The organism is Bacillus sp. NMCN1 (assembly GCF_002998085.1).
Lineage (GTDB): Bacteria > Bacillota > Bacilli > Bacillales > Bacillaceae > Bacillus.
Genome location: NZ_PVQL01000002.1, coordinates 826,614 through 839,402, shown reverse-complemented (window position 1 = coordinate 839,402; position 12,789 = coordinate 826,614). Strand labels below are relative to the sequence as shown.

The 12,789-nt window shown below is 41.7% G+C and carries 8 protein-coding genes; 1 reads left to right on the top strand and 7 read right to left on the bottom strand.

Annotated features, from left to right (window positions below; all coding sequences use genetic code 11):
* Positions 1-142 precede the first annotated feature (142 nt).
* Positions 143-379, bottom strand: a complete 237-nt coding sequence (locus C6W21_RS14070) for a YuzF family protein (protein ID WP_003213721.1) — start codon at positions 377-379, stop codon at positions 143-145.
* Positions 380-561: 182 nt separating this feature from the next.
* Here C6W21_RS14070 and C6W21_RS14065 point away from each other — a divergent pair, with 182 nt between their 5' ends.
* A complete protein-coding gene (locus C6W21_RS14065) occupies positions 562-2,049 on the top strand; it encodes an esterase/lipase family protein (RefSeq protein ID WP_106056538.1) in 1,488 nt (495 codons plus the stop codon).
* Here the strand turns inward: C6W21_RS14065 and C6W21_RS14060 are convergent.
* The 6 genes from C6W21_RS14060 to essB form a co-directional block, all read right to left on the bottom strand.
* Entirely contained in the window at positions 2,046-2,579 is a 534-nt protein-coding gene (locus C6W21_RS14060) for an HD domain-containing protein (RefSeq protein WP_060597222.1), read from the bottom strand. The two genes, C6W21_RS14065 and C6W21_RS14060, sit on opposite strands and share 4 nt — an antisense overlap.
* Before the next feature lie 145 nt (positions 2,580-2,724).
* Positions 2,725-3,468, bottom strand: coding sequence for a (S)-benzoin forming benzil reductase (locus C6W21_RS14055; RefSeq protein ID WP_189318204.1), 744 nt, complete (start codon positions 3,466-3,468; stop codon positions 2,725-2,727).
* A gap of 98 nt (positions 3,469-3,566) precedes the next feature.
* The gene (gene essA / locus C6W21_RS14050) at positions 3,567-4,052 is read right to left on the bottom strand and encodes a type VII secretion protein EssA (protein WP_106050858.1); all 486 of its coding nucleotides are present in this window, start codon (positions 4,050-4,052) and stop codon (positions 3,567-3,569) included.
* Positions 4,042-6,951 carry a type VII secretion protein EsaA gene (gene esaA / locus C6W21_RS14045; protein ID WP_106050857.1) on the bottom strand — a complete coding sequence of 970 codons (2,910 nt, stop codon included), beginning with the start codon at positions 6,949-6,951 and terminating at the stop codon, positions 4,042-4,044. Before esaA ends, essA begins: the two co-directional genes overlap by 11 nt.
* Positions 6,948-11,423 carry a type VII secretion protein EssC gene (essC, locus tag C6W21_RS14040; protein ID WP_106056536.1) on the bottom strand — a complete coding sequence of 1,492 codons (4,476 nt, stop codon included), beginning with the start codon at positions 11,421-11,423 and terminating at the stop codon, positions 6,948-6,950. The genes esaA and essC overlap by 4 nt, the downstream gene beginning before the upstream one ends.
* 51 nt (positions 11,424-11,474) lie before the next feature.
* Positions 11,475-12,779, bottom strand: a complete 1,305-nt coding sequence (gene essB, locus C6W21_RS14035) for a type VII secretion protein EssB (protein ID WP_106056534.1) — start codon at positions 12,777-12,779, stop codon at positions 11,475-11,477.
* Between the last annotated feature and the right edge of the window lie 10 nt (positions 12,780-12,789).

The window sequence follows — 12,789 nt, the reverse complement described above, 5'->3', positions numbered from 1 at the left end:
TATTCAACCCACCTTCTGTCAACTGCTTCTTGTTTTAGAACCTCATTTTTTGAAAAAAAAAGAACAATTGGTATATCATGCACTTTTTCCAGATATACATTCTATAAGCATGAAAAAAAGCAGACACCTATGCGTCTGCTTGTTACACTCTTTCACTGTGATCAGGCATCACCGACACGATTTGCTGGATCCGCACATAAAAAACTGATTTCGCCCCCGCTTCAATCACAATATGATCCGGCATGACTTCCTTCAATTTCCCACGGACCGTATCTTTCACTGTTTGCACAATTAATCTCATACCGACCACTTTCTGCAATGTTTGATAAACATATGGATCAACTAATGAAACAAGCTGTGGACTTCCTTGTTGTGCCATCCTACCTGCCCCTTTACTTGTGTATTTACCCACAGCGTATGCATGAACCCATGTGAATGTCACTCAAGGCAAATCTACAACGTTAATACCATATTTTTACAAATAGTGTGTTTTTACATTTTTAAGAAGTATAATAGATTGGTGCTGCCAACAATTTAAATCATTTGAAGAGGTGAATTGTCTTGAAAAAACTCATCTGTATTGTTTGTGTCATGCTCTTTCTATCCTCTGCAAGTTATGCGTATGCAGGCACAATTGGAGATCCACCTGGGACGCCGGGGAAGTGGTTTAAAGGAGAAGAGCCCGTTCAAAAAGACGAGTCAAAACCACCACTTGTTTTTGTTCATGGCATTAACAGCTCCTCCTCCACTTGGTCCGATCGAAACGATATGGCAAAGCAGGCTGTTCTGAACGGATACGAAAGCGCATTCATAGATTTGTATCCAGATCAGGACATGAAAAAGAACGGCAAACTATTAGCAGAAAAGCTCAAAGAAATCTATGATGCGTTTGGTAGAAAACTCATTGTGATTGGTCATAGTAAAGGCGGGGTCGATACACAGTCCGCACTGGTGTATTTCAAAGCCCATCCCTATGTGGAAAAAGTCATTACTCTCGGCTCTCCTCATAACGGGACACCGCTTGCGGATCTAGCGTATAGCAAGGGCGGAAGCTGGCTCGCACAAATTCTTGGACAAAAAAGCGACGCGCTTTATTCTTTGCAAACCGGTCTGATGGCGGCTTTTCGAAGTGAAACCGACCAACTGGAGACATTTCCCAATAAATATGTCACCTACTCTGGCTCGGAATGGGGAACATTTGGCGGTGTGCTATATTTAGGCGGCATGTATTTAAAGAGCTTTGGTGCAAATGATGGCGCTGTCACAGTAAACAGCACAAGACTGTCGTATGCAAACAATATTTTAACGGGAAAATGGGATCACTATTCAATTAAAAACGGCACAAGTATGTTTCCTGTGTTCCAGCATCAGCTGCTGGCAAATGTCGCAAGCGCTGAAAATGAAAATAAAGAGGAACAAGAACCCGTTTCTACTGAGCTGAATACAGATGTTTATGTGAAAGGCGGAGAAAATGAAAAGGATAAAACAGAAGCGTTCTATGTAGAGGAAGGAACGAATGGCTTATCGATTCAGTGGTTAAATGAAAGGCAGGAGACGCGGCCTGAAATCATCGCCCCAAATGGAGACGTCTTCACAAATCTTAAGACATCGGAAGCATCTTTCCCATATGAAGGCGCATATTCACACCATGTACAAATCAATAAACCCGTTCCTGGAGAATGGACGATTCGATCGAATTCAGGAAAAAAGGCTCCCTATTTGCTGCTTGTATCCTTTGATTCACCATTAAATGATGAAATCAAAGCAGCTGCATCGAAGTCAGGGGATGATGCATCGACCCATTCAAGCGGTCTGATTAAACGGTTAAGCAGAACGGTGGAAACCACTTACTTTCAAGATGCCAAAAAAGATCATCCATTGAAAACAAGTACCTCATCAGCCGTTCAATTGAAAAAAGAAGGTGCATATTCCGTCACGGTGCATTACACCGGACTCACTGCGTCAGGAACATCTGCGTTTAACCGTACCGTTATTCGCACATTGTATGTCGATCAGCAAGGAACAATTCATGGAGACATTCCATACTAAACAGAGCGTTTCATAGGCTGGAGTGCCTGCTGCACTTTCTGATCCAAATCGGCAATCTTTTTCATTGCCAATGATTCGTCTATTTGTCTGTAATGGTGATGTCCGCCAGGCTCTTCATCCATTTCATCTGCTTTCTTCACAATTTGTTGGAGTGTGTCCTTATGGAGGTCGCCCTCTGGCAAATATGAATCCGTATGAAGCAGAATCGCAAGTGCAATATCTTTGGCTGCTTTTGGTTCCTCCCCGAGCCGTATGAGCAGTTTGTGTGCCCGCTCTGCACCTTTAATGGCATGAATATCATTTCGTCTATATGTCTCATAATCCCATTCTCCGCCGGCTGTATACCATTCATAGTGACCGATGTCATGCAAAAGAGCTGCTTTCACAGCCAGATCTGGGTTAATTCCCGCCTGCATCGCCAGCTTGAATGCGTGATAAGCACAAGCAATCGCATGGGCTTTTCCTGAACGATTTAAATACTTTTGAGCAACTGGATGGGTGTAAACATCCATTAATGTAACCTTTCTCATGGAAACCCCTCCTTATCTATATTTTTAGCATCCTAACATATTCTGAAAAGAAACTCAAATGTTCTGTTATATTTTCTATGAGTCTCAAAATTAGCTTATGTCAAATCAGCCGGTTTTGCTTGTACAAGACGAAAAAAAGCAGTCGTTATGACTGCTTTTTCACATACTCACGTGCATCGTATACGCATCCGCCAGCTGGATCATCCGCTAAAAGATCGAGCAGAATTCCTACGACTTCATCTGGACTCTTCAGCGTGCCTGTTTCATATAATTGCTGAAAACGGTCAATTTGTTCGAAGTCCTGTTTTGATGATTTCCTAATCTCTCCCTGCATATCTGTATCAATCGTGCCGGGGGAAAATGAAAACGTGATGATTGGATACGCCTCGTCCTGCTGTTCCTCATGCAAAGCCCTCATAAACATATCAAGTCCTGCCTTTGAGCTGCAATACGCACTCCAGCCTTTATAAGGGTTTTTCGCCGCTCCAGAAGAAAGGTGGACGATCGTTTTCTTCCCGCTATATGATTGAGTCTGCTTGGTAAAAACATGGCTCAGCAAAACAGGGATGACAAGATTCAACGTATAATGCTGATGAAGCGTATCCTGTCCGCCTTGCCCCACACGTTTGATAGGTGTCACCATGCCTGCATTATTGACGAATAAAATGTCATCAGCAGCTGCCAGTGTTTGCGGCGTGAGACTATCTTGAAGCCATTTGGCTGCTGCTTTCTCATCTGTCAGGTCGACCTGTGTATGTGTAAGCTTCGGATGAGAAATCGGCGACACGCTTCTTGCTGCCGTGTACACGTGATCTCCGCGTGAAAGCAGCCGGTTCACAAGTGCTAGGCCAAATCCTTTTGATCCGCCTGTAACAATTGAAATTCGAATAACAATCTCCTCCCTTGATAACCCTATTTTACGTAGTGAAACGGCATGACATCAAGCAATCTGCATAAGAAAAGCCTGCCTCTTTTTAAAGAGACAGGCTATTTCTTTTCAGCCTTCACATTCACCTTTGGAATCAGAATGAACATCACGACGATGCCAAAGACGATCAAGAAACCAAAGATGATCGGAAGCAGTGCTGATGACTGCTTCTTGTGATCATCGCCAGAAGGTGCTGATACAGCCGCATCACGAAAAGAGATATTCATCTCTTCCATCATATGAGCTGATGTTTTGGGCGGATTCTCTTTTAGATCACTGAAAAGCTGCGGAGAAAGAGACCCTCCCGGATTTTTAGGCGGTTCAGCAAAATGAATGTCTGTTTTGACTGTTGATGTCTTTTTACTTTGTTCGTATTTCGTTTGATCCCTCAATATGCTTGAGTTAATATTGAGTTCTTTTTCCTGATATTCATTCGGCTTGACATTTGTATCCGTATCTTCACTAGCAGCGAAAGCAGCAGGAATGAGGAGAAAAAGGGACATGACACCAAGTGCCACCCCTTTCACGAACAGATTAAGCCTCATGAGTCACATCACGTTCCTCCGTTTTATCTTTCCATAGCTTTGTCACAAGCGGGATGGCCATGAAGAGGACAGTTAAAATCACTAATCCTATAACACCCATACCAAAGTGATCTCCATTTCCATATTGGATGGACAGATACACGTCTGTCACTGGATTGGTAAAGTGGAAATTCGGCATCACCAAATCAATTAATGGTGCGACAAAGAAGAAAATAAGCACCGTTGCTGCCATCCATCCGGCAATAGAGCCGAAAAGGAACGCCGTGCGAATAAAGGCGGAGCAAGCCACTAATAGTAAGATCGTGAAAATGGACCATTGAATCGCTTGATCATCTGCAAGTTTGTAAATGTTCAGTCCAAACAAGCTGATCATGAGCCCGACTAATAGATTTAAGATGCCAAACAGTGCACCTTTAACCAGCATCGGAGCTGCCGCATAATACGAGCTGAAAAAGCCAATTAACAAACTGCTGATCATTACAATGACCAAAATGACCACTGGCGGTACAGTCTGCGTTTTTTCTTCTGGTACATCGCCGCTAATTTTCAGCGGATTAGCTAAATGGTTATACACATAGTTGCTGTTGCCTTGATCACTCAATGTGTTTCCTAAAATACCTTTCAAATCTTGCTGAACAAGCTTCGTGGAATTAACATTCTTGCTCCAGTTTTCATTTAGCGTATCCGCTTTTTCTTGAACCGTTGTCACACTCTCTTCAATGTTATTCGTATAATCCGCCACCCCTTTTTGGCGGTCGGTTAACGAACTCATATTTTCAGAAAGACGAAGCACTTCCTGACCAATTGAATCCTGTGCACTGACAACAATTGAACTGCCTGCAAGATCTGCCGTATACACTGCATCTCCTTGATCAGCCATTTGCTCCGCAACATTGTCCGCACTTTCAGAAATTGTGTTTAATTCCTGTTCCATGCTTGCCTGCTGTGTCGAAATGTATTCTGCATATCCATCTGAAAACTTCTGCATCTCATCAATAAAAGTAGACACATCATCGTTTGATGTTAGCATTTGGTTTTTGAGCGTATCCCAGTTTTTTGTTTCCTCTTTTTTGATGGAGAGGATGGATTCTATTTCCTCTTTCTTACTGTCTAGTAATGGGGAAGAATTTGTGTAGAAACTGTTAAGTAACGCTTCATACTGTGCTAATTCATTTGAATAATCTAATAAGTTAGATACAACTGTTGATTTTGTATTAAAATCTATAAGTTTCTCCATGCTAGATGTATAGTTATTTAATGGAGATTGATTTGTTTTTAACTCCTCTAATTTACGTGTAATAGAAGATTCTTGGTTTTGGATTTGTTTCTTTATCCTATTAATATCTTTATTAGATTTAGTTTCTAGCTCTATTATTTTCTTCTCTAATAAAATTATTTTATCTTTTAAAGAATTTAATTCCTTGCTCAATTGGTTTATTTTTCCATCTAATTGTTCATTATGAGCTGTTGTTTTTCCTTCTATATTTTTCTTAATATCTTCTAATTTTAAAGAAAGTGCTTTTAATTGTTCTTTCGATTGAGTTGAAATTGATTTTGTTTCAGATGTTTCGTCAGGGTTTATTTCCTCTTGTTGTTCAGTAACTGGCTCCTCGGGTTCTTCATTTTCTGTCATTTTGTCTGCCAATTGACTTATTTCTGTTGAAATTTCAGTTATTTTTTTTGTTTCGTCTTCAAGATTTATTTTTAAATCATCAGAGGTATTCTGAGGTTCTTCCTCTTTATTGTTCGTATCCTCATTTGGATCCTCTGGCTCTTCCTTTACATTAGTAATTTTTTTTCTTAAGGTTTTTATTTGTTCTTGCTGGTGATATATTTTGTTCCCCATATAAGCTAGATATTGTTTCTCATAATTACTAATCAGTTCTTCCTGAGACGCTATCACAAGTTCCATTAACCCCGTAGATTGCTTAGGAATAGCGTCCTCTCTTGACTTTTGAACAGATTGGATCGCGCTGTCCGTTGTGTTCAGCTGACTTTGTACCCCATTGATGTCTGTTTTTAGTCCGCCCATTTGATCACTAAAGCTGCGGGCATTTTGGTTTTGAATATCAGCGAGCTGTTTGAGCCCTTGCTGGATTTGTTTTTGGCTTGTCGATTGCGCATTGATCAAGAGGTCCTTTTGTTTGTCTTGATACTGCTGATATTGATCGACTACTTTCACAAAGTCCTTTAACTGGTTCTTTGCTTCTTCTGTTGTACTCAGACCGTCTTTATACTGCTTCTGTGAATCGGTCATCGCATTTTTTAATTCTTCTATTTGTTTCTTTTGCTGCTGAACGGCATCTGATAGTTTGTTGGAGTTCGGCTTATAGAAGTTATACATCGTGTTTTGGAATTCGACTTCCTTGCCGACAATATGCTCAAACTCTTCTCTGACATTGCCGATTTCCTGTGATACAAAACTCCAGTATAACGTCGACATCTGTTCATTCATTTTCTTTTGCGCATTTTCCAGCTCTCTTTGCACTTTCTCTTTATTGACTGAATTGAGCTGATCTTGGATAGAAAATTGAATGGATGCCTTTTCAGGATGGTCTTTATCATAGCTGAGCACATTTTTAGAGAAATCAGACGGAATATAGAGGACAGCGTCATACTTTCTGTTTTTCAGTCCATTTTCCGCCGCACTGCGATTCACTACGGTCCATGTATAATCTGGACGCTCTGATAATGCGGCCACGACATCCTGTCCGAAACGAGCGGTGTTTTCACTTTCGCTCGCTCCCATATCCTCATTGACCACAGCAATATTACGTGTGGCATTCTTTTTCTGTTTTGCCGGGTCATCTCCAATGAGGTGGAAAAATAAAACCGGCAGAACAAGAATCAATATCATGGTCGATACGATTTTGATGTAGCTTTTTTGCTGCTCTGTCATTGAACACTCTTCCTTTCTACCGCACATAAAGGAACCTGGATTTTCTTCTCTTTCCCGTTCTCAACCAGATAACCGAAGCCTGGCTGAATATCTGGTTCTTGTCTTGCATACGGAAGCGGTATGATGTTTTGCTCTGATTTTTTCATGAGTAACATGGCATGACGAACTTGTTTAATTTCATTTGTGAGGGCATCATAGCCTTTACTGAATTCGGTATGATTCCCTGATGCGATCAGGCTAAAGCCTAGGTGTGCATATGACTTCATGAAATCAGCCAATTGATCTTGAAGGCGCGGATCGATCGTCTGCTGAAAACGCGTGATGCCATCAATCACAAGCACAATTTGAGGGAACGACAACTGATCAGTCTCTCCCCGGCGCACAGCTTCGACATACATCTCTTCCCGCACCTTGAATAAACGGTCTATTTCCTCTGCCCATTCGGTGATATCATCCTTTGTTTCAAGGTAATCGATGTTCTCTTCTTTTGCATAATGAGAGAGACCCCGATCAATCGAATCAAACACGGCCAGTTTCTCAGGTTTTGCTGCTAAAAGCTGATCAAGCATCAGTTTTGTCACATTTGTTTTCCCTCGCTGCGTTTGACCGATGATGAGGCAGTGTTTATTCTTTATCAAGTCAAAGTAAACAGGTGCAACAGATTCCTCATCTAGTCCGACTGGAATGTCATAAGGCTGTTTTTGTTCTTCTAAACGACTCTCTAGCTCCCAAATGGTCAGTTTATCAGGAAGCATTGGCACAGGCTTTGGTTTTTCAGCTGATTCAAAGCGATCATGAAGAAGCTGTATCTCTTGTTTCAAATGCTCAAACAGTTCGAGATCGTTCTCTCCTTCAACTGGCAGGAACATTTGTGCAAAGTAAAGCTCTTCTTTATTGATAATGACTCGTCCTGGAATCGGTTCTAAGCTGAATTTCGGTCTGCCAATAATCGAGTACGCCTCTCCTTGATCCATTAAATAATGGACAACCTTTGTTTTCAGGTTGTTCATAAGAGATTGGCGAACTGCGTTTACCCGAGTCGCTGTAATCAAGAAGTAAATTCCTAATGATTGTCCATCACGGCTCAGCTGGATAAATTCAGATTCAAGTTCATGCATTTCGTCTTTGACAATGTCAAAGTTGTCGATCACGATGAAAATGAACGGGAGCTTTTTCTCATTTAAGGCGTTATACATTTTGATATGACTCATTTCCTGCTGCCTGAATAACCGCTTGCGGTATTCAACCTCTTCCCGCAAACGCGTCATCGACTTTTGGATCTTTCTCATTTGATCCATTAAGAAATAATCCGCCGTGTGCGGCAGCTTGGCTAACGGAAGCAATGTCCCGTTTCCGAAGTCATAAATATACGCATGCCATTCTTCAGGTGAATATCTCTCCGCAAAGCTCATGAGCAGTGTTGTCGCAGCAAGTGATTTGCCGTAGCCGGAGGAACCAAAGATGCCAATGTTCCCATCTTCCATCATTTGATAAGAAAGTGGATGCTGGCTTTGCTGATCTGGCTCATCGACAAGCGCAAAATGGAAGACATGCTCTTCACTCGACGCATAACGTGTTTTTGGAATCCGTTCTTCAAGCGGTGGAAGCCATGGACTTGGGAGCTTCTCAATCCCAAGCTCCTGCTGCATACGTTCAATTTCATCTACAACAGCAGAAATCTCTGACACTGTTTCTTTTTTCACAGCCGGCTCTGTGCTTACCCCTGATAACGGAATAAGTCCAGTATCTGTCACAATGGCAATGTCATCTTCTGATCCGTAGCCATCCTCCATATATGGCGCACCGCTCCATGCTGATTGGAACAATTCATAAATTTCATTGTTCCCCACTTGTAAGTAGCCGCGGCCTGTCACGGTAATGGACGCCGCATCACTATTTTTCAAAATTTCCTTACTGTCTGACGCATCTTGTACTTTTAATGCGACCTTAAAGCGGGAGTTACTCCAAATCTGATCATCGATGACCCCGCCTGGCTTTTGTGTAGCCAAAATGAGATGAACCCCGAGGCTTCGGCCGATACGTGCAGCACTGACAAGCTCTCTGATAAAGTCCGGCTCTTCACTTTTTAATTCAGCAAACTCATCAGAGATTAAGAATAAATGAGGCATTGCCTGTTCAGCCTTTTTCTCCTTATAGAGCTTCGTATAATCATTGATGTGATTCACATGATACTGATCAAACAACCGTTGTCTTTTCTTCAATTCACTTTTAATTGAGGCAAGCGCTCTTTCACTAAAGTTCTTGCTGCCTTCAATATTGGTGATGGTACCTAGTAAATGAGGAATATTTCGGAACGGCTGCGCCATTCCGCCTCCTTTATAGTCAATCAATAGGAAAGCGACTTCATGTGGGTGAAAGTGTACAGCGAGCGATAAAATGTACGTCTGTAAAAATTCACTTTTCCCTGATCCTGTTGTTCCCGCCAACAAGCCGTGCGGGCCGTGAGCTTTTTCGTGCAGATTCAGATCCACAATGTCATTTTTCCCTTTATAACCGATTGGCACAGATAGTGATTTTGCCGTTTCCGATGTGAGCCATTTTTCACGAATGCCAATGTCGTCTACCTGTTTGGCATGAAAAAGATCAAGGAAGGAGACCGTTTCAGGAATCGAGTTGGTCATTCCGACTTGATGATCTAATGTTCTCAGTGTTCTGGCAAACAGCTCATTGTCCCAGCGCTCATGTGTATCAAGCTGAAATGGAATTCGGACGGCTTTTTTGTGCTGAATGAGAATATCTCCTTCTTCTTCGTTAATATAACGGACAAGCGTCGAGATATTTTCAGCTAAGCTTTCCTTTGTTTCAGCAGCAAAGATAATTGAGATGCCAAGGTCAGTCCGGCTGCCTTCTAAATATTCTAAAATAACATGTTCAGCAATGAGCTCGTGATTTGTCACGATAAACACAAAGTGAGGCGTAAAGATCTTTTTCTCTTTTTCTTCTTCTAGATCACGCTCACGTAAAATTTCATAAATTGAGGACAACAGCTGATCGCGTGTTTGTTCGTTGTAAATAAACCCTTTGCCGTATGTATGAGGCAGCTGGAAATGCGGAAGCCATTTCATCCATTCCCAATTCTCATACTCCTGCTCATGAAAGATAAAAACAAATCTCAAATCGTGATAGCTGTGTGAGAAAGCAAGCTGTCCGACAAGCTGATGAAGCTCCTTTTTCACAATGGCTGGCTTTCCAATCAATCCTGTTGGTCCATCTGCAAGACCAAATGTAATGGGTACATCCTTCACTTCACGATAGACCTGTTGCATGTGCTGCGTTTGTTCCATTAAGTCATCAATGTCACGATTGGCCATATCGCCGCCGCTCATCGATAATTCATAGCTTGATGGGACTGCCCCCGTCCCAAGACGCAGCTGCAAGAAGTCATCACTCACAAGTGTTTTTTCCCAAATCCGGCCGCTAATTTCTGATGTTAAGTACTTCATTTGTTCAAATGACGGATAATGATACGTCAAAATATACTGCTGGCGGTCGTAAAGCTCTTGCAGCTCTTTTCGCTTATTTTCTAAGTAAAGAGAATAGACTCGCTGTCGTTTCTCTTCCCTTCTTTTGCGTTGTGATTTCTCTTTAAAGTATTGAACGGACGATGTGATTAATGTCATGATAAACATCGCCATCGACACGACAATAAAGATCCCGCGCGGCTGGACAAGAGCGACAATCCCCATCACAAGGAGCATCACAAGCGGCGGAAGGACAACAAGCCAAAGCCCTCTGCTGTTATTTTCACTCTCCTGCGAAGGAAAGCTAAAGGATACCCGGTCATCTGGCAGATCATAAATTAAACGCGGTGTTCGTCTATATAAAGGATATTTTTGTTTTGTTTCTGTGCTTGGTGCTCTTGTTTTTTCCAAACGTGTTTGAAAGGGTTCATATGCAGTCACCTGCAATAAATCATCATCTTTCAATGTCACCGTTAGAAAGTTCCAAAACAGCTCATCTCCAATATAAAGCTTCTCTGGACCGTGGATTTTTTTCCCATTCACATAAATCGTCTCGTCCTGAGGCATGACATACCAAGTTCCTTCGATTTTCTCCAAAGTAAACTGGCTGGCATCTTGAAACATGGAATGCGCTTGTTCTTTCCACACATCGATCTCATCTTTCTCCTCACGTGAAAAAGACAGCTCGACTCTATTTCCTAGGTAATAAATGTGTTGGTCATGATGTGCTTCCATTAACATAAGTGTAAGTGATCCAATTTTATATGGTTCATGTGGAAGTAATTTTCCTTCCTTCTCTTCACCCTGATAAATGGAAAAGCCATCATTCAGTTCATCGGGAGATAAACGGATGACCCCTTCATCAAACGAAAGTGATGGGATTGTCACCGTATGCTCTATTTCAGGTCCAATCACAGCTTCTCGATTGAACTGCTCGTCTAAACGGACGGTTTGATAATCCTCCTCATAAAAAACCCAAAGAAGACTCAAACGCTCCACCTCCTCATGGGACAGCACCAACTGTCAGTTGTGTCGAAAGCATTATTTCTTCTCATCTTTTTTCGTCTGAGAGGCTTTCTTTTTCGTTTCAGATTCTTTCTCTTGATCGGCTTTTGACTGCTCTTTTTGTTCAGCTGTTTCATCTGTTTGGCTGGCGCCCGAGGAGTCATTGGTGCTAGTCTCTGTTGTTTCTTTTTCTTCATATTTCGCCATTTCCTTAATGATCGGGTCTAGCTGTTTTTGTTTTTCTTCAGCGGAAAGACTGTCATCGTTTTGAATGTCATTGCGGTAGGCGACGAGTGCCGTGAATATGTACCGGTCGTCTCCAAGTACCCTTGCAATATCAAGTGCTTCCTTGCTATTGCCTTGTCCAATATGAATCCAGAAAAGGAAATATTGCGGATCAGTCTGTAATGTGTATGTATCTGTGATTTCTTTTTTATGCTGATCGAGTAACAGGTTGCCTTGATTTGTTTGTACATAGGAAATGGCCAGTTCATATTGAAGAGAGACCGGCATTTGATTGGCTGAATATTTTTCTAACGTATCCACCACTTGGCTGTACTGTTTGTTGAGATAATATTTGTTTGCCTCGACATACGCTTCTTGTTTCGGCATCGCAAAAAAGAAGGTGTAAATGGTGTACACCAATGCAGGGATTAACAGGACAAGCAGACCTAGTCCAATGTATCGTTCGATCTTCCATTTCTTTTTCGGAATGGTTAATAGCGTTTTCTCTTTCGTTTCAATCGCTTCGATTTTTTGTTGAATCAGTGCAGACAATTCTTCCAAAGTCTGCGTTTCGCTGATTTCTTTTGCCAGTTCAGATAATTTCAGCGTCTCACTGTAAAAGGCATATTCCTGAAACTGATATTCATGGTCTACCACTCGAAGAATGACGGCTTTGACCTCTTTTAACAGACGATGCTCATCCGTTTCATATGGCGGGATGCTTTCTTTGACCCCGTAATGCAAAAATGCAGGAGCTAAGCCTTGATGAAAAACAATGTTTTCAGGAGAAACAATAGGATGCAGCCGCTTCACGTCGTGTTTGCAAACTGCATCGACAAGCTGGTATGAAAAAATCCATTTGCTTTTTTCATCCTTCGCATGGATGAAACGAAATTCCTGATAGGCAGGAGGCGGTTGGATCGAAATGATGACCTCATCTTCAGTTAATTGAATCTCTTTTTTGAATGAAGGGTTGATGTCTTTGATTGGTGCCGCTTCTAAACCGTCTAAGAGTTTAATCGTCTCTCTTTGAAAAATGAAGCTGTAGGTGCCACCTTCTTTTTTCATGACTGCTTCTAATTGTTCTTCTAAATAGGAACTCTTTTTATCTGCCATTTACAAAAGT